General features: G+C 72.4%; 18 protein-coding genes. 12 read left to right on the forward strand and 6 right to left on the reverse strand.

Features of this window, described 5'->3' with window-relative positions:
* Window positions 1–136 precede the first annotated feature (136 nt).
* The 6 genes from scy to ABT300_RS09595 all read left to right on the forward strand — a co-directional run bounded on the left by scy (window position 137) and on the right by ABT300_RS09595 (window position 9,284).
* Window positions 137–4,018, forward strand: a complete 3,882-nt coding sequence (scy, locus tag ABT300_RS09570; protein WP_351673711.1) for a polarized growth protein Scy — start codon at window positions 137–139, stop codon at window positions 4,016–4,018.
* Window positions 4,019–4,201: 183 nt separating this feature from the next.
* Window positions 4,202–5,140 carry a coiled-coil domain-containing protein gene (locus tag ABT300_RS09575; protein ID WP_057583994.1) on the forward strand — a complete coding sequence of 313 codons (939 nt, stop codon included), beginning with the start codon at window positions 4,202–4,204 and terminating at the stop codon, window positions 5,138–5,140.
* A gap of 91 nt (window positions 5,141–5,231) precedes the next feature.
* On the forward strand, window positions 5,232–6,227 hold the full coding sequence (locus ABT300_RS09580) for an ABC transporter ATP-binding protein (RefSeq protein ID WP_351673712.1): 996 nt from the start codon (window positions 5,232–5,234) through the stop codon (window positions 6,225–6,227).
* A 2-nt stretch (window positions 6,228–6,229) separates the two neighbouring features.
* On the forward strand, window positions 6,230–7,000 hold the full coding sequence (locus ABT300_RS09585; RefSeq protein ID WP_351673713.1) for an ABC transporter permease: 771 nt from the start codon (window positions 6,230–6,232) through the stop codon (window positions 6,998–7,000).
* 110 nt (window positions 7,001–7,110) lie between these two features.
* On the forward strand, window positions 7,111–8,406 hold the full coding sequence (locus tag ABT300_RS09590; protein ID WP_351673714.1) for an ABC transporter ATP-binding protein: 1,296 nt from the start codon (window positions 7,111–7,113) through the stop codon (window positions 8,404–8,406).
* Window positions 8,403–9,284: an ABC transporter permease gene (locus ABT300_RS09595; protein WP_351673715.1), complete on the forward strand. Its 882-nt coding sequence runs from the start codon at window positions 8,403–8,405 to the stop codon at window positions 9,282–9,284. The genes ABT300_RS09590 and ABT300_RS09595 overlap by 4 nt, the downstream gene beginning before the upstream one ends.
* A 34-nt stretch (window positions 9,285–9,318) precedes the next feature.
* Here ABT300_RS09595 and ABT300_RS09600 read toward each other — a convergent pair whose 3' ends face one another.
* Window positions 9,319–9,651: an Rv1322 family protein gene (locus ABT300_RS09600; protein WP_351673716.1), complete on the reverse strand. Its 333-nt coding sequence runs from the start codon at window positions 9,649–9,651 to the stop codon at window positions 9,319–9,321.
* A 219-nt stretch (window positions 9,652–9,870) separates the two neighbouring features.
* Between ABT300_RS09600 and ABT300_RS09605 the strand changes: the two genes are divergently transcribed.
* Complete coding sequence (locus ABT300_RS09605) at window positions 9,871–10,899, forward strand: LLM class flavin-dependent oxidoreductase (protein WP_351673717.1); 1,029 nt, start codon at window positions 9,871–9,873, stop codon at window positions 10,897–10,899.
* Window positions 10,900–10,995: 96 nt separating this feature from the next.
* Here ABT300_RS09605 and ABT300_RS09610 read toward each other — a convergent pair whose 3' ends face one another.
* Entirely contained in the window at window positions 10,996–11,388 is a 393-nt protein-coding gene (locus ABT300_RS09610; protein ID WP_306949240.1) for an SCO5389 family protein, read from the reverse strand.
* 313 nt (window positions 11,389–11,701) lie between these two features.
* On the opposite strand from ABT300_RS09610, the gene nucS reads away from it, so the two are divergent.
* Window positions 11,702–12,382 (forward strand): endonuclease NucS, encoded by a 681-nt coding sequence (gene nucS, locus ABT300_RS09615; RefSeq protein WP_319281426.1) that lies wholly within the window; start codon window positions 11,702–11,704, stop codon window positions 12,380–12,382.
* A 127-nt stretch (window positions 12,383–12,509) separates the two neighbouring features.
* Here the strand turns inward: nucS and ABT300_RS09620 are convergent, their stop codons facing one another.
* On the reverse strand, window positions 12,510–15,071 hold the full coding sequence (locus ABT300_RS09620; protein WP_351673718.1) for an ATP-binding protein: 2,562 nt from the start codon (window positions 15,069–15,071) through the stop codon (window positions 12,510–12,512).
* Window positions 15,072–15,320: 249 nt separating this feature from the next.
* A complete protein-coding gene (locus tag ABT300_RS09625) occupies window positions 15,321–15,644 on the reverse strand; it encodes an STAS domain-containing protein (RefSeq protein WP_057584016.1) in 324 nt (107 codons plus the stop codon).
* Between the two features lie 469 nt (window positions 15,645–16,113).
* Between ABT300_RS09625 and ABT300_RS09630 the strand changes: the two genes are divergently transcribed.
* Window positions 16,114–16,686, forward strand: a complete 573-nt coding sequence (locus ABT300_RS09630; RefSeq protein ID WP_351673719.1) for a cob(I)yrinic acid a,c-diamide adenosyltransferase — start codon at window positions 16,114–16,116, stop codon at window positions 16,684–16,686.
* Here ABT300_RS09630 and ABT300_RS09635 read toward each other — a convergent pair.
* Entirely contained in the window at window positions 16,683–17,252 is a 570-nt protein-coding gene (locus tag ABT300_RS09635; RefSeq protein ID WP_351673727.1) for a hypothetical protein, read from the reverse strand. The genes ABT300_RS09630 and ABT300_RS09635 overlap by 4 nt on opposite strands.
* A gap of 154 nt (window positions 17,253–17,406) precedes the next feature.
* Between ABT300_RS09635 and ABT300_RS09640 the strand changes: the two genes are divergently transcribed.
* The 3 genes from ABT300_RS09640 (at window position 17,407) to ABT300_RS09650 (ending at window position 21,197) form a co-directional block, all read left to right on the forward strand.
* A complete protein-coding gene (locus tag ABT300_RS09640) occupies window positions 17,407–18,582 on the forward strand; it encodes a sensor histidine kinase (protein WP_351673720.1) in 1,176 nt (391 codons plus the stop codon).
* 13 nt (window positions 18,583–18,595) lie between these two features.
* Window positions 18,596–19,249, forward strand: coding sequence for a response regulator (locus tag ABT300_RS09645; protein WP_351673721.1), 654 nt, complete (start codon window positions 18,596–18,598; stop codon window positions 19,247–19,249).
* A 127-nt stretch (window positions 19,250–19,376) separates the two neighbouring features.
* Window positions 19,377–21,197 carry a glycosyl hydrolase family 18 protein gene (locus ABT300_RS09650; protein ID WP_351673722.1) on the forward strand — a complete coding sequence of 607 codons (1,821 nt, stop codon included), beginning with the start codon at window positions 19,377–19,379 and terminating at the stop codon, window positions 21,195–21,197.
* A 44-nt stretch (window positions 21,198–21,241) separates the two neighbouring features.
* Here the strand turns inward: ABT300_RS09650 and ABT300_RS09655 are convergent, their stop codons facing one another.
* The gene (locus tag ABT300_RS09655; RefSeq protein WP_107441886.1) at window positions 21,242–21,688 is read right to left on the reverse strand and encodes a DUF2550 domain-containing protein; all 447 of its coding nucleotides are present in this window, start codon (window positions 21,686–21,688) and stop codon (window positions 21,242–21,244) included.
* Between the last annotated feature and the right edge of the window lie 147 nt (window positions 21,689–21,835).

Genomic DNA, 21,835 nt, shown 5'->3' on the forward strand with positions numbered 1-21,835 from the left:
GGGTTTCGGGGGACGAGCGTCGGGGCAGCAGCCCATGCTCCGTCGTTGATCTGACACCATTCCCCGGGGGCCCCGTCCGGCGGATGGACGGAGCTCGTTCGGGAAGCTTGCGACCAGGGACGGATGGGACCGCGCAGTGCGGGGCTATGAGAGCCAGGAGCGGGAGCCGGCGGCTGACGTCGACCACCTGACTCGGTTCGAAGCCGAGATGAAGCGGCTGAAGACCGAGCGGGAAAAGGCGATCCAGCATGCCGAGGACCTCGGCTACCAGGTCGAGGTGCTGCGCGCCAAGTTGCACGAGGCGCGGCGCACCATCATGTCCCGGCCCGCCTTCGACGGCGGCGATCTCGGCTACCAGGCCGAGCAGTTGCTGCGCAACGCGCAGATGCAGGCGGACCAGCTGCGGCAGGACGCCGAACGGGAGCTGAGCCAGACCCGGGCGCAGACCCAGCGGATCCTCCAGGAGCACGCCGAGCAGGCGGCCCGCCTCCAGGCGGAGCTCCACCAGGAGGCCGTCACCCGCCGCCAGCAGCTCGACCAGGAACTCGCCGAGCGCCGGCAGAACGTCGAGTCGCACGTCAACGAGAACGTGGCGTGGGCCGAACAGCTGCGCGCCCGTACCGAGGCGCAGGCCCGCCGGCTGCTCGACGAGTCGCGGGCCGAGGCCGAGCAGGCCCTGACGGCCGCCCGCGCCGAGGCCGAACGGGTGGCGACGGAGGCCCGCCAGCGGCTCCAGGCCGACGCCGAGTCGGCCCGCGCCGAGGCCGAGCAGCTGCTGCTGCGGGCCCGTGCCGACGCCGAGCGGCTGCTGAACGCCGCGTCCACGCAGGCCCAGGAGGCCAGCGACCACGCGGAACAGCTGCGCACCTCCACCGTCACCGAGTCCGACGCCGCCCGTCGGCAGGCCGGCGAGCTCAGCCGCGCCGCCGAGCAGCGCATGTCCGAGGCCGAGGAGGCGCTGCGCAAGGCGCAGGCCGAGGCCGACAAGGTGCTCGCCGAGGCCAAGGAGACCGCGTCGAAGGCGCTCGCGGGCGCCGAGTCGGCCAACGAGCAGCGCACCCGCACCGCGAAGGAGCAGGTCGCCCGGCTGGTCAGCGAGGCCACCAAGGAGGCCGAGACCACCAAGGCGGACGCCGAGCAGCTCGTCGCCGACGCCCGCGCCGAGGCCGAGAAGATCGTCGCGGAGGCCTCCGAGAAGGCCCGCACGCTCACCGCCGAGGAGAGCGCGACCCAGCTGTCGAAGGCGGCGAAGACCGCCGAGGACGTCCTCATCAAGGCCCAGGAGGACGCCCAGCGCACCACCAGGGCCGCCGCCGAGGAGGCCGAGCGGATCCGCCGCGAGGCGGAGACCGAGGCGGACCGGCTGCGCGCCGAGGCGCACGACATCGCCGAGGAGCTCAAGGGCTCGGCGAAGGACGACACCAAGGAGTACCGCGCCAAGACGGTCGAGCTGCAGGAGGAGGCCCGTCGCCTGCGCGGCGAGGCCGAGCAGCTGCGCGCCGACGCCGTCGCCGAGGGCGAGAAGATCCGCGCGGAGGCCCGCAAGGAGGCCGTCCAGCAGATCGAGGAGGCGGCCAGGACCGCCGAGGAGCTGCTGTCCAAGGCGAAGGCCGACGCGGACGAGCTGCGGCAGAAGGCCACCGCGGACAGCGAGAAGGTGCGCACCGAGGCCATCGAGCGCGCCACGGCGCTGCGCCGGCAGGCCGCGGAGACCCTGGAGCGCACCCGCGCGGAGGCCGAGCGCTCCCGCGAGGAGGCGGTGGAGCTCGCCGAGACCATCACCTCGAACGCCGAGCAGGCCGCGCGCGAGCTGCGCGAGGAGACCGAGCGCGGCATAGAGGCCCGGCGGACGGAGGCAGCCGAGGAGCTGACCCGGCTGCAGGCGGAGACGGAGAGCCGGCTGGCCTCCGCCGAGCAGGCGCTCACCGACGCCCGCGAGGAGGCCGCGCGGATCCGCCGCGAGGCCGTCGAGGAGACCGAGCGGCTGCGCTCCGAGGCCGCCGAGCGGATCCGCAGCCTGCAGCAGCAGGCCGACGCCGAGGCCGAGCGGCTGCGCAACGAGGCCGCCGCCGACGCGTCCGCTTCGCGCGCCGAGGGCGAGGCCGTCGCCGTCCGACTGCGTTCCGACGCCGCCGCCGAGGCGGAACGGCTCAAGACCGAGGCGCAGGACACCGCCGACCGGGTCCGCGCGGAGGCGCAGGCCGCGGCCGAGCGGCTGGCCGACGAGGCGTCCGAGACGCTGGCCGCCGCCCAGGAGGAGGCCCTGCGGCGTCGGCGCGAGGCCGAGGAGCTGCTCGGCTCCGCACGCCAGGAGGCCGGCCAGGAGCGCGAGCGGGCCCGCGAGCAGAGCGAGGAGCTGCTGGCCTCGGCGCGCAAGCGCGTGGAGGAGGCGCAGACCGAGGCCGTCCGGCTGGTCGAGGAGGCGGACCGGCGGGCCACCGAGATGGTGTCGGCGGCCGAGCAGCACGCGCAGCAGGTACGCGACTCCGTGGCCGGGCTGCACGAGCAGGCGCAGGAGGAGATCACCGGGCTGCGCTCGGCCGCCGAGCACGCGGCGGACCGGGTCCGGCGCGAGGCCGAGGAGGAGGCGGACCGGGTCCGCTCCGACGCCTACGCCGAGCGGGAGCGGGCCGCCGAGGACGCGGGCCGGGTCCGGCGGGAGGCGAGCGAGGCCGCGCAGGCGGCGCAGGCGCTGGCCGAGCAGACCGTAGGCGAGGCCATCACCGAGGCGGAGCGGCTGCGCTCGGAGGCGTCCGCGCACGCCCAGCGGGTGCGCACCGAGTCGTCGGACACCATCGCCCAGGCCGAGCAGGACGCGTCGCGCACCCGCGCCGACGCCCGCGACGACGCCAACCGCATCCGCTCGGACGCGGCGACGCAGGCCGACACTCTCATCACCGAGGCCCGCAACGAGGCGGAGCGGCTCCAGACGGAGACCATCGCCGAGGCCGAGCGGCTGCAGTCGGAGACGATCGCGGAGGCCGAGCGGCTGCGCGCCGAGTCGGTCGCCCAGGCCGAGAAGCTGATCTCGGACGCGTCGGGGGACGCGGAGCGGCTGCGCGCCGAGGCCGCCGAGACCGTGGGGTCCGCGCAGCAGCACGCCGAGCGGGTCCGGGCCGAGGCGGAGCGCGTCAGGACGGAGGCGGCCGCGGAGGCCGACCGTCTGATGAGCGTGGCCCGCGAGGAGGCCGACTCGACGCTGGACGAGGCCCGCAAGGAGGCCAACAAGCGGCGCTCCGAGGCGGCCGAGCAGGTCGACACCCTCATCACGGAGACCGCGGCCGAGGCGGACAAGCTGATCGCCGAGGCGCAGACGCAGGCGCAGAAGACCACCGCGGACGCGGAGGCGCAGGCCGACTCGATGGTCGGCGCGGCCCGCAGCGAGGCCGACCGGCTGGTCTCCGAGGCGACGGTGGAGGGCAACTCCCGGGTGGAGAAGGCCCGTACGGACGCGGACGAGCTGCTCATCGGGGCCCGGCGCGACGCGACGGCCATAAGGGAGCGGGCCGAGGAGCTGCGCGACCGCATCACCAGCGAGATCGAGTCGCTGCACGAGCGGGCCCGCCGCGAGGCCGCCGAGACGATGAAGTCGACCGGCGACCGCTGTGACGCGCTCATCAAGGCGGCCGAGGAGCAGCTCGCGAAGGCGCAGGCCAAGGCGAGGGAGCTGGTGTCGGACGCCAACTCCGAGGCCGGCAAGGTCCGTATCGCCGCCGTGAAGAAGGCGGAGGGACTCCTCAAGGAGGCCGAGCAGAAGAAGTCGGCGCTGGTGCGGGAGGCCGAGGAGCTCAAGGCCGAGGCGATCCGCGAGGCGCGGCGCACGGTCGAGGAGGGCAAGCGGGAGCTCGAGGTCCTGGTGCGCCGGCGTGAGGACATCAACGCCGAGATCTCCCGGGTCCAGGACGTGCTGGAGGCGCTGGAGTCCTTCGAGGCGCCGCCCGGGAGCAAGGACGGGGGCGTCAAGGCGGGCGCTGCCATCGGAGCTCCCCGATCGGGTGGGAAGCCCTCGGACGGCTAGCGGAATGTGTGGATTGGGTTAAAGTCTGGGGCGTTTGACCGGACCTTTGGCAAGGGCTGTGCCGCTCAGCCACCCAAAAGGGGTGTCATTCTCCAGATCAAACACGCATACGCTCGATGACACACCGCTCAGGCCCCTAGGATTCCACCTATCACCTCACCGGTCTCATTCGACAGGAACCCCATGAGCGACACTTCCCCCTACGGCTTCGAGCTTGTGCGGCGTGGGTACGACCGCGCTCAGGTGGACGAACGCATCTCGAAGCTCGTCTCCGACCGTGACAGCGCTCTGGCTCGTATCACTGCTCTGGAAAAGCGCATCGAGGAGCTCCACCTCGAGACGCAGAACGCCCAGGCCCAGGTAAGCGACGCGGAGCCGTCGTACGCCGGTCTCGGCGCGCGTGTCGAGAAGATCCTCCGCCTCGCCGAGGAAGAGGCCAAGGACCTGCGCGAGGAGGCCCGTCGCGCGGCCGAGCAGCACCGGGAGCTCGCCGAGTCGGCCGCTCAGCAGGTCCGCAACGATGCAGAATCGTTCGCTGCGGAGCGCAAGGCCAAGGCGGAGGACGAGGGCGTCCGGATCGTCGAGAAGGCCAAGAGCGACGCGTCGCAGCTGCGTTCCGAGGCGCAGAAGGACGCGCAGTCGAAGCGTGAGGAGGCGGACGCCCTCTTCGAGGAGACCCGCGCGAAGGCCGCGCAGGCCGCCGCCGACTTCGAGACCAACCTGGCCAAGCGCCGCGAGCAGTCGGAGCGCGACCTGGCGTCCCGTCAGCAGAAGGCGGAGAAGCGTCTCGCGGAGATCGAGCACCGCGCGGAGCAGCTGCGTCTGGAGGCGGAGAAGCTGCGGACCGACGCCGAGCGTCGTGCCCGTCAGACCGTCGAGACGGCGCAGCGCCAGGCCGAGGACATCGTGGCCGACGCGAACGCCAAGGCGGACCGGATCCGTTCCGAGTCCGAGCGCGAGCTGGCGGCGCTCACCAACCGCCGCGACAGCATCAACGCCCAGCTGACGAACGTCCGCGAGATGCTCGCCACGCTGACCGGCGCGGCGGTGGCCGCGGCCGGTGCGCCGTCCACGGACGACGAGCCGATCTCGCGCGGGGTCCCGGCGCAGCAGTCCCGGTAAGGTCCGCGGGCACGGGGACCGCGAAGGGCATCGGTCGAGCCCTCTGCCACTTCCGGTGGCAGGGGGCTTTGCCGCGTCTTAGCGTGGCCGCATGATCGAGCTGTCGGGACTGACCAAGCGGTACGGCGACACGGTGGCGGTGAACAACCTCAGTTTCACCGTCAGAGCGGGCATCGTCACGGGCTTCCTCGGTCCCAACGGCGCGGGGAAGTCCACCACCATGCGGATGATGCTCGGTCTCGACCGGCCGACCGCCGGGGACGTCCGCATCGACGGGCAGCACTACGACCGGCTCAAGGACCCCCTCACCCGTATCGGCGCCCTGCTGGACGCCAAGGCCATGCACGGCGGACGCAGTGCCTTCAACCATCTGCTGTGTCTGGCGCAGAGCAACGGCATCCCGCGGAGCCGGGTGCACGAGGTGCTGGACACGGTCGGGCTCACCTCGGTGGCGCGGAAGAAGGCCAAGGGGTTCTCGCTGGGCATGGGCCAGCGGCTGGGCATCGCGGGCGCGCTCCTCGGGGACCCGGGGATCCTGATGTTCGACGAGCCGGTCAACGGCCTGGACCCCGAGGGCATCCACTGGATCCGCACCCTGATGAAATCCCTGGCCTCGCAGGGGCGGACGGTGTTCGTCTCCTCCCACCTGATGAGCGAGATGGCTCTCACCGCGGACCATCTCGTCGTCATCGGACAGGGCCGGCTGCTCGCGGACACCTCCATGGCCGACTTCATCGCGCAGAACTCGCGCAGTTACGTCCGTGTCCGCACCCCGCAGCGCGAGCGGCTGCTCGATGTGCTGCACGACGCCGGGACGACGGTCGTCGAGACCGGCGGCGGGGTGCTGGAGGTCGACGACGGAAAGCCCGAGCACATCGGCGAGCTGGCGGCGCGGCACCAGATCGTGCTGCATGAGCTGAGCCCCCAGAGGGCCTCCCTGGAGGAGGCGTTCATGCAGCTCACCGCGGAGTCGGTGGAGTACCACGCGCACACGGACGTGCCGATGGACATGCCCCTGGACGTGCCGGCGGGTGAGCCCGCCGTGGCGCCCCGGCATCAGTGGGGCGACGACTGGACGAGGAGCTGACGATGGCGGCGACCCAGGTCATCCGGTCCGAATGGACCAAGATCCGGTCGGTTGCGTCCACGGTGTGGACACTCTCCCTCGCGGTGGTGGTCACCGTCGCCCTCGGCGTGCTGATCTCGGCGCTGTCGAACCACGAGTTCGACAACATGAGCCGCAACGACCGGCTGTCCTTCGACCCCACCTTCGTCAGCTTCGCCGGTATGACCCTGGGTCAGCTCGCGATGATCGTGTTCGGCGTGCTGGTGGTGTCGAACGAGTACAGCACCGGCATGATCCGCACCTCGCTGGCCGCCGTGCCGCAGCGCGGCTCCTTCCTGTTCAGCAAGATCGCGGTGGCCACCGGGCTCTCGCTGGCCGTGGGGCTCGTGACCAGCTTCGTCACGTTCTTCCTGGGGCAGGCGATGCTGGGCTCCCACCGGGCGTCGCTCGAGGACAGCGGGGTCCTGCGGGCGGTGATCGGCGGCGGCCTGTACATGACGCTCATCGCCGTGTTCTCGATGGGCGTGGCCACGATGCTGCGCTCGCCGATGCTGTCGCTCGGCATCCTGATGCCGTTCTTCTTCCTGATCTCCAACATCCTCGGCAACGTCTCCGCCACGAAGAAGATCGGCCGGTACCTGCCCGACCAGGCGGGCAGCAGGGTGATGCAGGTGGTCACCCGGATCGACGACGACACCCCGTACGGGCCCTGGGGCGGGTTCGCGATCATGGCGCTGTGGACGGCGGCGGCGCTCGCCGGCGGCTATCTCCTGCTGAAGAAACGCGACGCGTGACGCCTTGGGCTTTGCTTTCATTTGAGCGGAACCGTCAGCGCCCGGATAGTCTCCTAACCCTTACGGGGGCGTATGCCCTGCTGTCCTGATCCTTTCGATGGGTGCGGAGCATGATCGAAGCAGTCGGCCTGACCAAGCGCTACGGCGACAAGACCGCTGTGTACAACCTTTCCTTCCAGGTCCGTCCTGGGGCGGTCACGGGCTTCCTCGGACCGAACGGCTCGGGCAAGTCCACGACCATGCGGATGATCCTGGGACTGGACAACCCGACGGCCGGCTCGGTGACGATCGGCGGCTACCCGTACCGTCGGCTGCCCAACGCCGCCCGCCAGGTGGGCGCCCTGCTGGACGCCAAGGCGGTGCACGGCGGCCGGCACGCCCGCAACCATCTGCTGAGCCTGGCCCAGCTGTCCGGCATCCCGGCCCGACGGGTCGACGAGGTGCTCGGCGTGGTCGGCCTCCAGGACGTGGCCCGCAAGCGCTCCAAGGGCTTCTCCCTGGGCATGGGCCAGCGGCTGGGCATCGCGGCCGCCCTGCTCGGCGACCCCCAGGTGCTGCTCTTCGACGAGCCGGTCAACGGCCTCGACCCCGAGGGCATCCTCTGGGTGCGCAACCTGATGAAGGCGCTGGCCGCCGAGGGCCGCACGGTGTTCGTCTCGTCCCATCTGATGAGCGAGATGGCGCTGACGGCCGACCACCTGATCGTCATCGGGCGCGGCCAGCTGCTCTCCGACATGAGCGTGACGGACTTCATCTCGGCCAATTCCGCCGACTTCGCGCGCGTGCGCACCCCGCACACCGAGCCGCAGCTGCGGGAGAAGCTGGCCTCGGCGCTCACCGAGGCGGGCGGCCACGTCCTGCCCGAGCAGGACGGCGCGCTGCGGGTGACAGGACTGCCGTTGCCGCGGATCAGCGACATCGCCCACGACAGCGACGTCCGGCTGTGGGAGCTGTCCCCGCACCAGGCCTCCCTGGAGGAGGCGTACATGCGGATGACGCAGGGCGCCGTGGACTACCGGTCGACCATCGACCAGAAGGCCGGCCTGCAGCAGCAGCTGCCGCCCGGCGCGCAGCCGCCGATGCCGGTGCCGGGCCAGGGCCAGCCGGGCTGGTACGCCCCGCCGCCCCCGCAAGCGGGCTACGCGCCCGGCCAGCCGGCCCAGGCGCCTCTGGCGGCCTCGTACGGGGCGTACGGCGCTCCGGGAGCGCCCGGCGCGGCTCCCGGCCCGGGCGTCGCCAACCCGTATGCGCAGCCGCCCGCCCAGGCCCCGACAGCACAGGCCCCGGCGGCACAGGCCCCGGCCGCTCCGCCCGCGCCCGCGGCGCCGTCCGCACCGGCGCCCGAAGCCGCGCCGGCCCCCGCCCCCAACGCCGACGCCCCGACCGAGTCCGAGGACGCCCGATGAGCACCCCGCAGCCCCCGTCGCCGCAGGCCGCACCCGCCTGGCAGACGGCGCCCGGCGCCTCGTACACCGCGGCCGGCCCCGTCTACACCTCGCCCATCCCGGTCGTGCGCACGCACCTCGGGCACGCCATCGCCTCGGAGTGGACCAAGATCCGGTCGGTGCGCTCCACCATGTGGACGCTCGGCGTGTACGTGCTGCTCGTCGTCGGCATCGGGCTGCTGGCCGGAGCGATCGTCTCCGCGAACGCCACCGAGCAGGACCTCGCGGGCAACACCGCCCTGTCGTTCGGCTTCTTCGGACTGCTGCTGGGCAGCATGTGCGTCATCACGCTCGGCGTGCTGACCACCGCCTCCGAGTACGGCACCGGCATGATCCGCACCACCATGGTGGCCTGCCCCTCGCGCGGCAGGGTGCTGGCGGCGAAGGCGATCGTGTTCTTCGTCGTCGCCTTCACGGTGACGCTCGTGTCCACGGGCCTCGTGGCCATGGCGCACGTGGCGATGCTGTCCGAAGCCCGCTCGCCGAGCGGCGAGGAGTGGCTGAAGGCCACCGTGGGCGTGTCCCTCTACATGGCCCTGCTCGGGCTGGTCTCGCTGGCCGTCGGCTCGATCATCCGGCACTCGGCGGGCGCCATCACCATCATGATCGGTCTGTTGCTGGCCCCGCTGGTCATCGCGATCTTCATGTTCTCGTCCTCGCTGGAGGACCTGCGCCAGGCCCTCTTCGAGTACTCGATCCCCAGCCAGCTCGGCGTCTTCTACGCGGCATCGCTCAGCGACACCGGGCCGACCGGCTGGGACCCGCTGTGGATCGCGCTGGGCATGGCCGCCGTCGTGCTCGGCGCCGCCTTCGCGCTGCTGGAGCAGCGGGACGTGTAGGCCGTCGCGTCCACGGACACGGAAAAAGCCCGGGTCAGAACCTGGGTGCGTTACGGGACCGCTGCATCCCCGGGGTGCGGCGGTCCCGTGCGTTCCAGCACGCCTTGTGCCAGTGCCGCCGGTCGTCGACGCCCGCGTGCTCGGGCCAGGCCACCACGTGCGGGACGCCGCCGGGGATCAACTGGTCGCAGCCGGGGCACCGGTACGTCTTGCCCTGGGCGCTCGCCCCGGCCACATGCCGTACGCTCCACTGCTCGCCGTGCCAGTCCTGCGCCGACTCCCAGCCGCCGTAGCGGCTCGCGCGGTCGTCCTCGGCGCTCCGGCCCGACGAGCCCTCATCCTTGGGTCGGTTGCGACGCGGGGACACAGGACACCTCACGGGGCTATACAGGGGGCAGGGCCTTCTCCAGCGTACGCGGCGCGAGCCCGGGCACCCGTGGGGCGGCGGACCCGCAGACCCCTTCCCGGAACCCGCATTCGGCAGACAATCCGCAAATCTCTCCGCCAGGCCGTGTCCTCGGCACGTGTCGGACGGTTATGCCGTGTGGGGGAGCTCCGGGTCGGAGCCAAGGAAGCAGGAAAGTCCATGCGCGTTGGAAGTTTTGTGTTGGGGGCCCAGTTCCCGGGCCAGGGTCAGGGCGAGGCGCTGCACCGCGCGGTCCGCTCGGCCGAGGTCGCCGAGGAGGCGGGGCTCGACTCGGTCTGGCTGGCCGAGCACCACTTCGTGCCGTACGGCACGTGCCCGTCGGCCGTCACGCTCGCCGCTCTGCTGCTGGGCCGCACCCGCCGCATCAGGGTGGGCACAGCGGTCAGCGTACTGCCCACCGTCCATCCCGTGGCCCTCGGCGAACAGGCCGCGCTGCTGCACGTGGCCAGCGGCGGCCGGTTCTCCCTGGGCGTGGGCCGCGGCGGGCCGTGGGTCGACCTCGAGGTGTTCGGCTCCGGCCTGGAGGCGTACGAGAAGGGGTTCCCGGAATCACTCGATCTGCTGGTGCGCTGGCTGCGCGAACCCTCGGTGGGCGCCGACGGCGAGCGCTTCCGGTTCCGTGAAGTCCCCGTCGTGCCCCGGCCGTCGGAGGCCCTGACGGAGGCGGCGGGGCCGGAGGTCGTCGTCGCCTGCACCTCCCCGGCGAGCGTGCGGCTGGCCGCCGAACGCGGCCTGCCGATGCTGCTCGGCATGCACGTCGGGGACGAGGAGAAGGCCGAGATGGTCGCCCAGTGGCGACGGTCGGCCCGTGCGGCGGGGCGCTCGGAGGACGAGATCCGCGGCGCGGCGCACGTCTCGGCGGGCGTCTGCCAGATCGCGGACCGACGCACGGACGCGGTGGAGACCCTGGTGAAGGCCATGCCGGGCTGGCTGAAGCAGGGACTCGACGCCCATGTCACGGTGGACGGACGGCCCCGCTCCATGCGGGACCCGGTGGCGTACACCGAACTGCTCTGCGGGCTGCACCCGGTGGGCTCCCCGAGGCTCTGCGCCGACCGCCTCGCGGCCACCAGCGAGCGGACGGGCATCTCGCGCTTCGCCCTGCTCGTCGAGGGCTCCGGCGACCTGGCGGCCACCGAGGACAACGTACGGCGGCTGGGCTCGGAGGTGCTCCCCCACCTCCGGTGAGCGGCCCAGCCGGCCGCGGAGCCTGCCGCTCCCGTGATGCTCCCGCAACGCCGGAGACCTCCCGCGTCAGGAGCGGCAAGCGACATCGTCTCGCCGTCAGCAGTCCCGGAACTCCGGGGACTGGTTGAGCACCTGGCTGCGGATCGAGGTGAAGCGGTCGAGCTTCTCGTCGACAGCCGAGTCCAACGGGAACACCGCCACCCGGTGACAGTTCTGGAAGGCGAGCCGCACACCGAAGTGCCGCTGCAGCGCGCCGCGTATGGCGTCACTCGCGAGCGCGCGCAGCAGCTGCCCGCGTGCCTGCTCGTCCGGCGGGGGCGTCTGGTTGTCGGCGAAGTCTCCGCCGTCCACCTTCAGCTGGGCCACCAGGGAGCTGACCATCTCCCATGCGTAGGGCAGGGAGGTCCGGACGCAGTCGACGAATTCTGCTTCGTCGACCTCGCCTCGCTCGGCCTGATCGAGTAGGGCCGGTGAGACGTCGAGCGACATGGGTACTCCTCTCGCACCCCCGAGTAGGACGAGGGTTGACGGACAGGGAAAGGGAGTCCGCCATGCCGAAATACCGCACACGCTGAGTACACGCATCGCGACCTCCCGTTCACTACGGTAGGCAACGGACGGTGACCGCACCAGGAGAATGAGCACATAGGGAACCCCTGTTGGGCACACAATCGGCCACTGTCGAACAGAGGTTTTCCTGATCAAAAGGGGCGGGGCCCAAGGGTCGCCCGTTGCGCGCGTGGCGGCGAGACGGGGCGGGCGGATCGCGGGCGACGCGGGGCGTCGGATAGCGTTGCCGACCATGCGTCTCGTCATCGCCCGGTGCTCCGTCGACTACGCCGGCCGGCTCACCGCCCACCTCCCCTCCGCCCCCCGTCTCATCCTGGTGAAGGCGGACGGCAGCGTCTCCATCCACGCGGACGACCGGGCGTACAAGCCCCTCAACTGGATGTCGCCGCCCTGCACTCTGAAGGAGGACGCGGGGGACTCCGACGGCGTGGCGGGCGTCTGGACCGTCGTCAACAAGGGCGGTGAGAAGCTCATCATCACGATGGAGGAGATCCTCCACGACTCGTCGCACGAACTGGGCGTCGATCCCGGCCTGATCAAGGACGGCGTGGAAGCGCACCTGCAGGAACTGCTCGCGGACCGCATCGAGACCCTCGGCGAGGGCTACACCCTCATCCGCCGCGAGTACATGACGGCCATCGGTCCGGTCGACATCCTGTGCCGGGACGCGGACGGGCAGACCGTCGCGGTGGAGATCAAGCGTCGCGGCGAGATCGACGGCGTCGAGCAACTCACCCGTTATCTCGAGCTGTTGAACCGCGACCCGCATCTCGCCCCGGTCCGCGGCGTCTTCGCCGCCCAGGAGATCAAGCCCCAGGCCCGCGTCCTCGCCACGGACCGCGGCATCGGCTGCACGGTCCTCGACTACAACGCGATGCGCGGCATCGAGGACGACAAGCTGCGACTGTTCTGACATCCGGCACGACGCCCGTGCCGCACGGCGTCAGTAAACGCCCGTACGGCGGCCTTACGACCACGAGGGCCGGGTTCCCGAGGAGGAACCCGGCCCTCGCGTGTGCCCGAGGCCGTGGCCCCTCGGCTCAGATCACCTCGTCCGGCGAGTTCGCGGCATCGCCGGAGGGACCGGAGAGCCCGGAGGAGCTCATCGTGCTGCCGACGGGCGCGGAGGACATGGAGTTGCCGCCCGAGGTCGACGTGCCGCCGGTGGGGGTGCCGGTAGGCGTGCCGGACGGCGTCGATCCCGTAGGGGTTCCGGTGGGTGTGTCGGAGGGCTGCGCCGTCGACGTCGGTGTGCCAGACGGCTTGGGCGTCGAACTCGGTGACGACGACGGCTTCGGGGAATGTGACGGCTTCCCGTCTCCCGGCCCCTGCGAACGGCTCGGCGACGCCGACGGTCCCGCCGACCCCGTGGGAGTCGGGTCGTCCGAGGTGCCCATGGTCCCGTCCGGGCCCGGGTCCGTGGGCCTGCTGGTCGCCTCGCCCGTGTCGGCGGAGCCGTCGTCGCCCGGGGTGTCCGCGCCGACCTCGCCGTCGTCGACGCCGACGGAGGCGGACGGGTTGACGCCGACCCGGTCGGAGGGGTCCTCGGCGTCCTTGTGGGAGGTCGCGCCGAGCGTGACCACCGTGCCGAGCACGGCGATGAGCAGCGCCCCGGCGCCGACCCCGACCAGGTTGCGTCTGGCCAGGGTCCGCAGGCCGCCGCGGCTGTGCCGGAGCGGCCCCGCGGGCGGTTCGCGGCGGGCCACGAGGGTCTCGGCGTCCGGCGGGAAGCTCGGGAGCGCCGCCTGGACGACGCCGCGGGGCGGGGACGCCTGCTCCTCGTGGCGGGCGAGGTCGGGCGCCTCGTCGCCGAACGACGCGACGGGCAGTCCGGGCACGTCGCCCATGCGGTCGGCGACCAGCGCGAGGGCGCGGCGGCCGGCGACGGTGCCGCGTTTGTCGGCGATCGTGCCGCGCAGTGCGAGCGACGCCTCCAGCTCGGAGCGGGCCCGGTCCAGGTCCCCGGTGCACAGCGCGAGGACGCCGAGCTCGTGATGGAAGTAGGCGCGGTCCGCGGACTGCGCCGCGAGCCGGGCGGCCTCCGCGCCTTCGTGCAGAGCGCCCGACCAGGCGCTCCAGTGCAGCCCCGCGGCAAACGCGGGCGCGGCCGTGCGGGCGAGCCGGACGGCGGTGGCCTCCTCGCCCTCCTCGGGCCGGGTCGTGTCCGGGACGACCGCCGCGAGGGCGGCGAGGACGGCGTCGGCCTCCGCACAGACCCGCTCCGGGGTGACCGAGGGGTGCCCGGTCCACCAGGCGTAGTGCTGGGCGGCGGCGTGCGCGCGGGTCGTGACGTCGTCGGCGTAGCCGGCGGCCTCGAGCTGGGCCTGGACGCCCGCGGCGAGCCGGTAACGGTTGCCCACCGGGGAGACGAGCCCGCAGCCCGCCAGCTCGCCGAGCGCCGCGTCGGCGTGGGTGTCGCCCACCAGGGCGGGCAGATGGGCCTGGTGCGGGAGCTCGCCGCCGAGGGCGACGGCGAACCGCAGGGCGGCGCGGGCGGAGGCGCTGAGGCGGGCGGCGAGCAGCGGGGCGGGAGCGGCGGCCTCGCCGAGGGAGGGCAGGGATATCTCCTCGGCCTCCCCGGCCCCGGCGACGGCGTCGACGGGGGCGGGCAGCGTCCGGGCGTCCTCGAAGACGCCGAACGCGTCGACCGCGTCGGCGCTGGCCCGCAGCCGGTCGCGCTGCGCGAGCAGGGCGCCGGCCTGCACGAACCGCAGCGGCAGGCCCTCGGACTCGAACCAGAGGTCGCCGGCCCAGTTGGCCTCCTCCTCGGTGAGGACGCGGCCGACGGCGCGCTCGATGACCTCGACGCCGCCCGCCCGGTCGAGACCGCTGAGGACGACCTCCTCGACGGCGGAGTCCGCGGTGGGCAGCGGGGTGTCGGAGGTCGCGCCGAGCAGGAAGGCGCATTCGGGCGTCGCGTCCAGCAGCTCGTCGAGGGCGGCGCCGCCGAGGTCGAGGTCGTCGACCACCACGACCGCGCCGATGTCGCGGACCAGCTCGCGCAGCTCGTCCTCGTCGGGGCGGTGCTGCGGGGCGTCGTGGACGGCGTGGAAGAGATCGCGCAGCAGGTCGGCGGCGGTGCGCAGACGGCCGCTGAGGCGGACGACGCCGTCGGGGGCGAGGTCCTCGCAGTCCTCGGCCACCAGGTCGAGAAGGCTGGTGCGGCCGGAGCCGGGGGCGCCGGTGAGACGGACGGAGCGGCCGCGGGCGAGGAGCCGGACCAGCTGTTCGCGTTCGTCCTGACGGCCCAGGAGCGGCCGGACGGGCGGGGCGTTCCCGGCGGGCGGGGCCGGCCGGGCGGCGCGCTCGGCCTCCGCGCGGCGCTCGGGCGTGCGCCTGGCGGGCCGCTCGGGCCGTTCGCCGGGCGGGCACAGCTCGATCTCGCTGCCGTCGACGGGGTTGACGGTGAGCAGGTGGTCGCCGGCGACCAGGCGCACCGTACGGGCCTGGGCCGGCGCGGGCTGGCCGAAGTCGGGGGTGAGGGGGTCCCTGGACGGGCGCGGGCGCGACGTCTGGCCGGGCCCGGAGTCGAAGGCGCTCGACCGGGAGGCTTCTCCCTCGTCGTGGCCGTGCTCCTCGGGTCCCCGGGTGTTCGGGTCCATGGGTCAAGCCCCCCAAAAGCGTCGTGTGGCGGTAGCCCCTCCCGGCCTGGCCGCACACTGGGCTGTCGCTTCTGGTCCGGTGCCCGCTCGAGGGCTGCGGGCGGCGGGCAGACGAACCGTAAACCTTCGCACAGTATCTACGACAGCCCGGGGTGCCCGGCCGCCCGATGCGTCACAGTCTCGTGAGGATTGCTCCCGTCGCGCGCGCCCTGCCACACGATTCCCACTGCAGGCCACACGCCCTGTGCGTCACACGCGGGGCAGGGACTCCACGCCGATGCCGCCCTCGATCGCGAGGATCCGGTGCAGCCGGGTGGCCACCAGCAGGCGTTGCATCTGCGGCGGCACGCCGCGCAGCACCAGGCGCCGGCCGCAGCGGCCGGCCCGTCGGTGGACGCCCATGATGACGCCGAGTCCGGTGGCGTCCCACGAGTCGAGTCCGGACAGGTCGAGCACCAGGTCGCCGACTCCGTCGTCGACTGCCGTGTGCAGGGCCGTACGGGCGTCCGCCGCGCTGCGGACGTCGAGGCGGCCCCCGACGACCAGCTCGACGTGGTCGCCCTTGATGTGCATAGCGCTCCCCTAAGCGTGCGTCTCGTGCTCCGCGGTGTGGTGTCCGGTGTTGCATGCTCTGACTGCGAGAAGCGGTCAGAGGTTGCCGTCTGTGAGCGAACCGATACCCAATTCACCCGCAAGGGTGAGGCTCCTGGGACCTGTGCGGTTCCGGTGCCTGTACAGCCCTGCCCGCTCACGCGTCCGATGTCACCGGCGTCAACCATCCGGCGCAGCCGCCCCGGTTGCCTGTCCATCTGCCTCTCGGCCGGAGATTAGCGGTCGTGAGGCGCTGCGTGACCGGTTAGTAACGCGTCTCACGTCTCACGGCGTGAGACGCCGGTCACGTCGTCAAATCCTGTCCGATTCACGCCGATTGGACCCGTCCTGAGCAGGCGTCGGCCCGCTGCGGAGGGCCTCCGGTCCGGCCGTCCGCGGACCGTGACGAAGGGAACGGAGCGGATGCCCGGGGACGGTCTAGATTGGCGGCATGGTCAATCTGACGCGCATCTACACCAGGACCGGCGACCAGGGCACCACGAACCTCGGCGACATGAGCCGGGTCGCCAAGACCGACCTCAGGATCGCCGCGTACGCGGACGCCAACGAGGCGAACGCGGTGATCGGCACGGCGATCGCGCTCGGCGGCCTGGACGAGGAGGTCGCCGAGGTCCTCGTCCGCGTCCAGAACGACCTGTTCGACGTGGGCGCCGATCTGTCGACGCCGGTGACGGAGAACCCCGAGTTCCCGCCCCTGAGGGTCGAGCAGTTCTACATCGACCGGCTGGAGGCGGACTGCGACCGCTTCAACGGGCAGTTGGAGAAGCTGCGGTCGTTCATCCTGCCGGGCGGCGCCCCGGGCGCGGCCCTGCTGCATCACGCGTGCACGGTGGTCCGGCGCGCCGAACGCTCCACCTGGGCCGCCCTGGAGGCACACGGCGAGCGGATGAACCCGCTCACCGCGACCTATCTCAACCGGCTGTCGGACCTGTTGTTCATCCTCGCCCGCACGGCCAACAAGGCGGCCGGGGACGTGCTGTGGGTGCCGGGCGGGGAGCGCTAGTCCATCTTGGCCGGTTCCCGCTCCGGGCCGCCCTTCGGTTCCCGCTTCGGGAAGAGGGTGTAGCTCGCGGCGATGACGACGTTGAGTCCGACGACGAACAGCATCCGCTGCTGCCACGCCCGCAGCGAGCCGGTCCGGCCGTCGGCGCCGACGTACAGTACGGCCGCCTGGAGCAGGGCGGCGGCGACCAGGGCGGCCAGGGTCCAGCGGCCCGCGACCTTCCACTCGTGAACGGCGCGGGCCGTGCCGTACTTCGGCGGTCTCACCGGCGGCGGGCCGCCGGCGAAGCGGTGGGCGACACGGGCGTCGGCCCACTTGATCGTGGAGTGGCCGAGGCCCACCGTGAAGCCGATGTAGACGGCGGCGAGGCCGTGCCGCCAGTCCGGCTCGGCGCCGTTCTTGAGATCGGTCGCGGTGACCGCGAACAGCACGATCTCCAGCAGCGGCTCGCACAGCAGCAGGGCGAGGCCCAGCCGCGGCATCCGGAACACGTACCGGAAGGCCAGCCCGGCGGCCAGCAGCACCCAGAAGGCCACCTCGCAGGCGATGATCAGCGTGACGATCACGGTCCGCTCCTCTCGTTCGCCGTCCCAGCCTCCCCCGTGTCCGCGCCCGTCCGCGTCGTCGTCGACGACGACCCGGCGGTACATCGAAAGATGCAGTTCGGGACCGTTCCCGAGGAGCAGGCGCACGGGTCGTAGGGCGTGTTGGATGGAGGGCATGCCCGCATCGCGACTGCCCCGCCCGCACCGGTTCGACGTCCGCATCGCGGTCGGCGGGCTGCTCGGCGGACTGCTGCTCGTCGTCGCCGGCCTGGGCACCCGGCCGTCCAGCGACCCGATGACGCTGTTCGACGGCCCCTGGCCGGTGCTGCCGCCTCTGCTGGTGACGGCGGGCTGCGAGCTGATGCGCCGCACGGCCCCGCGCGCGGCCCTGCTCACGGCCACGGCCGCGGTCTGCGCGGACCTGGTGACCCAGGGCAATCTGGCCACCGTCCTGATGTTCACCGACGTCATGTACGCGGCCGTCCTGTACGGCCCGCTCGCCTCCGCCCGCCGCATCCAGTGGATCACCGGGCTGCTCACGGTGACGGGGACGCTGGTGCCGTTCGCGGTGTGGCGGGTGCCGGAGGCGCTGCTGATCGGCGTGGTCGTGGGCGTCGTCGCGTACGGGCCCGCCGCCACCGGCTGGATCGTGCGCGACCACCGTGACGCCGCGGAGGCCGCACGGCTGCGGGCCGAGCAGACCGCGCTGCTCGCCGAGGCCGACCGGGCTCAGGCGGTCACGGCCGAGCGGGCGCGCATGGCGCGGGAGTTGCACGACATGGTCGCCAACCACCTGTCCGCGATCGCCATCCACTCGACGGCCGCGCTCTCGATCGACGACCCGGACACGTCCAGGCAGGCGCTGTCCGTCATCCGCGAGAACAGCGTCGAGGGGCTGGCGGAGATGCGACGGCTGATCGGGATCCTGCGCGACGACGGCGGGGAGTGCGAGCCGGCGGCCGCCCCCACCCTCGAAGGCCTGCGCTCCCTGGTCGACGGCGCCCGCGCCAACGGACTCGACGTCACCCTGGACGCCGACCACGGCGAGGTGCCCACCCCCGTCGGACTCGCCGCCTACCGCATCGTCCAGGAGTCGCTGACCAATGCGCTGAAGCACGCGTGCCCCGGCCGGGTCACCGTCGGCCTCGTACAGCGCCAAGGCGCGCTCGATCTGCGGGTCGGCAGTCCGTACGGCCGCCGGGACGGGCCCCGCGCCCCCGGCTCCGGGGCGGGTCTCGTCGGGATGCGGGAGCGGGCCGCGCTGCTCGGCGGCACGTTCGCCGCCGGGCCGCAGGGCTCGCGCTGGACCGTGCACGCCGTGCTGCCCCTCGTCGGGGGCGAGCCCGCATGAGCAAGGAGACGCCGTGAGTTCCGTCGTCCGTGTCCTGGTCGCCGAGGACCAGTCCGCCGTCCGCGCCGGACTCGTCCTCATCCTGCGCAGCGCGTCCGACATCGAGGTCGTCGGTGAGGCCGCGGACGGGGAGCAGGCGGTGGCGCTGGCCCGGGAGTTGCGTCCCGACCTGGTGCTGATGGACGTTCAGATGCCCCGGCTGGACGGGGTGTCGGCGACCCGGAGGATCGTCGCGGAGGGGCTGGCCGACGTCCTGGTGCTGACCACCTTCGATCTCGACGCCTATGTGTTCGGTGCGTTGCGGGCCGGTGCGGCCGGATTCCTGCTCAAGAACACCGAGGCGCGGGATCTGCTGGCCGCGGTGCGCACCGTGGCCGCCGGCGACGGTCTGATCGCCCCGGCCGTGACACGACGTCTGATCGCGGAGTTCGCCGGACGTCCGGTTCGCGCGCCCGCGGCCGATCCGGCCGCGCTCGACCCGCTGACCCGGCGTGAGCGCGAGGTGCTGGCCGCTCTGGGGCGCGGGCTGTCCAACGCGGGGATCGCCGAGCATCTCGACATGGCGGAGGCGACGGTGAAGACGCACGTCAGCAGGCTGCTGGGCAAGCTGGGACTGCGCAGCCGCGTGCAAGCGGCGGTCCTGGCGCAGGAGTTGGGCGTGGAGTGAATCCAGGCGCGGCGCACACCCCACTGGTCCAGACCTATTGACCCGTGGTCCAGACCTTTCTATTCTCGCGGCACCGTGGGCGTGAAGGCTCAGTCACGCCCCCCGACTCCCCCCGAGGAGGCGCGAGATGCGCTTCAGACACAGAGCCGCGGCAGGGTTCGCGACGCTGTTGCTCCCCCTGGCCGGGCTGGTCGGCCTGGCGGGCCCCGCCCAGGCCGCCACGACCGCCACCGCCACCTACACCAAGGCCTCCGACTGGGGCACCGGCTTCGAGGGCAGGTGGACGGTGAAGAACACCGGCGCCACCGCCATCAGCTCCTGGACGGTCGAGTGGGACTTCCCCTCCGGCACGTCCGTCACCTCCGCCTGGGACGCGGACGTCACCTCCGCCGGCGTCCACTGGACCGCCAAGAACAAGTCGTGGAACGGCTCTCTCGCCCCCGGCGCCTCCGTCTCCTTCGGCTTCAACGGCACCGGCTCCGGCTCGCCGGCGGGCTGCAGGCTCAACGGCGGAAGCTGCGACGGCACTTCGGTCCCGGGCGACGCCCCGCCCTCGGCCCCCGGCGCCCCGACGGCCTCCTCCGTGACCGACACCTCCGTGAAGCTGACCTGGTCCGCGGCCACCGACGACAAGGGCGTCAAGAACTACGACGTCCTGCGCGACGGCGCCAAGGTCGCCACCGTGACGACCACCTCGTACACCGACACCGGTCTGACCGCGGGCACCGACTACTCCTACGCCGTGCGGGCCCGTGACACCGCCGACCAGACCGGACCGGCCGGCGCAGCGGTCGCCGTCCGCACCACCGGAGGCGGCACCACTCCCCCGACCACCGGCGACAAGGTCAAGCTCGGCTACTTCACCGAGTGGGGCGTCTACGGCCGCAACTACAACGTCAAGAACCTGGTGACCTCGGGCTCGGCCGCGAAGATCACGCACATCAACTACGCCTTCGGCAACGTCACGAACGGCCAGTGCGCGATCGGCGACTCCTACGCCGACTACGACAAGGCCTTCACCGCCGACCAGTCGGTCAGCGGCGTCGCCGACACCTGGGACCAGCCGCTGCGCGGCAACTTCAACCAGCTGCGCCAGCTGAAGGCCAAGTACCCGCACATCAAGGTGCTCTGGTCGTTCGGCGGCTGGACGTGGTCCGGCGGGTTCGCCCAGGCCGCGGCCAACCCGGCCGCGTTCGCCCAGTCCTGCTACAACCTGGTCGAGGACCCCCGCTGGGCCGACGTCTTCGACGGCATCGACATCGACTGGGAGTACCCGAACGCCTGCGGCCTGTCCTGCGACACCAGCGGCGCAGCCGCCTACAAGAACCTGATGCAGGCCCTGCGCGCCAAGTTCGGCACGGGCAACCTGGTCACCGCGGCGACCACCGCCGACGGCTCCGCCGGAGGCAAGATCGACGCCGCCGACTACGCGGGCGCCGCGCAGTACGTCAACTGGTACAACGTGATGACGTACGACTTCTTCGGCGCCTGGGCGGCCCAGGGCCCGACCGCCCCGCACTCGCCGCTCACCTCGTACAGCGGCATCCCGCAGGCCGGCTTCACGACGGCCGACGCGATGGCCAAGTTCAAGGCGAAGGGCGTGCCCGCGAGCAAGCTGCTCATCGGCATCGGCTTCTACGGCCGCGGCTGGACCGGCGTCACCCAGGACGCCCCGGGCGGCACGGCCACGGGCCCGGCGGCCGGCACCTACGAGCAGGGCATCGAGGACTACAAGGTCCTCAAGACGTCCTGTCCGGCGACCGGAACCGTCGCCGGCACGGCGTACGCGAAGTGCGGCGGCAACTGGTGGTCCTACGACACCCCCGCCACCATCGCCGGGAAGATGGCCTGGGCCAGGAGCCAGGGCCTCGGCGGCGCGTTCTTCTGGGAGTTCAGCGGCGACACCGCGAACGGTGAACTGGTGAGCGCCATCAACAGCGGACTGTGACGACCGCCGCGCAAGAGCACGGATGATCCAGCGGGTGAACGGGCCTACGCCACGTTCACCCGCTGTCCGGGCGGGGCCGCCTCGAGCCACGCGAGGAACCCGGTCAGCGCGTCCTCGCTCATCGCCAGCTCCAGGCGCGTGCCCCGGTGCAGACAGACGAGGATCACCGCGTCGGACAGCAACGCCAGCTCCTCCTCGCCTTCGGGGAGCCGACGGCCGGCCACCTCGATCGAGCCGCGCTCCAGGACCCGGCGCGGACGGTACGCGTAGGAGAAGACGCGGTACCACTCGATGCGGTCGCCGTTGTAGCGGGCGACGCCGTAGCTCCAGCCCTTGCCGCTCGTGTCCGGTTTCTCGGAGACGTCCCAGCGCAGGGAACAGTCGAAGGTGCCGCCGGAGCGCTGGATGAGTCTGCGGCGCAGACCGAAGACGAACAACCCCAGCGCCACCAGGGCCACGACGATTCCGCACACAGTCAGAGCGAGGACCATCGACACCGACCTCCTCGTCTCCTAGGTACCGAAATAGGTAACGGAACGGAAAAATCATCCATATCTGCCACAGCCGCGGGGGGGGGGGGGGGGGGCTGGGGGGGCGCGCCGGCGTGGGGGGGGTGGGGGGGTGGCGGCAGGGACGAG

Source organism: Streptomyces sp. NPDC001027 (genome assembly GCF_040299045.1).
Classification (GTDB): Bacteria; Actinomycetota; Actinomycetes; order Streptomycetales; family Streptomycetaceae; genus Streptomyces.

Coding starts and splice junctions, on each gene's coding strand:
- ABT300_RS09620 (WP_351673718.1), bottom strand. CDS start 15,071: ATGGACCCGAACACCCGGGGACCCGAGGAGCACGGCCACGACGAGGGA.
- ABT300_RS09575 (WP_057583994.1), top strand. CDS start 4,202: ATGAGCGACACTTCCCCCTACGGCTTCGAGCTTGTGCGGCGTGGGTAC.
- ABT300_RS09580 (WP_351673712.1), top strand. CDS start 5,232: ATGATCGAGCTGTCGGGACTGACCAAGCGGTACGGCGACACGGTGGCG.
- ABT300_RS09625 (WP_057584016.1), bottom strand. CDS start 15,644: ATGCACATCAAGGGCGACCACGTCGAGCTGGTCGTCGGGGGCCGCCTC.
- ABT300_RS09630 (WP_351673719.1), top strand. CDS start 16,114: ATGGTCAATCTGACGCGCATCTACACCAGGACCGGCGACCAGGGCACC.
- ABT300_RS09640 (WP_351673720.1), top strand. CDS start 17,407: ATGCCCGCATCGCGACTGCCCCGCCCGCACCGGTTCGACGTCCGCATC.
- ABT300_RS09610 (WP_306949240.1), bottom strand. CDS start 11,388: ATGTCGCTCGACGTCTCACCGGCCCTACTCGATCAGGCCGAGCGAGGC.
- ABT300_RS09595 (WP_351673715.1), top strand. CDS start 8,403: ATGAGCACCCCGCAGCCCCCGTCGCCGCAGGCCGCACCCGCCTGGCAG.
- nucS (WP_319281426.1), top strand. CDS start 11,702: ATGCGTCTCGTCATCGCCCGGTGCTCCGTCGACTACGCCGGCCGGCTC.
- ABT300_RS09590 (WP_351673714.1), top strand. CDS start 7,111: ATGATCGAAGCAGTCGGCCTGACCAAGCGCTACGGCGACAAGACCGCT.
- ABT300_RS09650 (WP_351673722.1), top strand. CDS start 19,377: ATGCGCTTCAGACACAGAGCCGCGGCAGGGTTCGCGACGCTGTTGCTC.
- ABT300_RS09605 (WP_351673717.1), top strand. CDS start 9,871: ATGCGCGTTGGAAGTTTTGTGTTGGGGGCCCAGTTCCCGGGCCAGGGT.
- ABT300_RS09655 (WP_107441886.1), bottom strand. CDS start 21,688: ATGGTCCTCGCTCTGACTGTGTGCGGAATCGTCGTGGCCCTGGTGGCG.
- ABT300_RS09585 (WP_351673713.1), top strand. CDS start 6,230: ATGGCGGCGACCCAGGTCATCCGGTCCGAATGGACCAAGATCCGGTCG.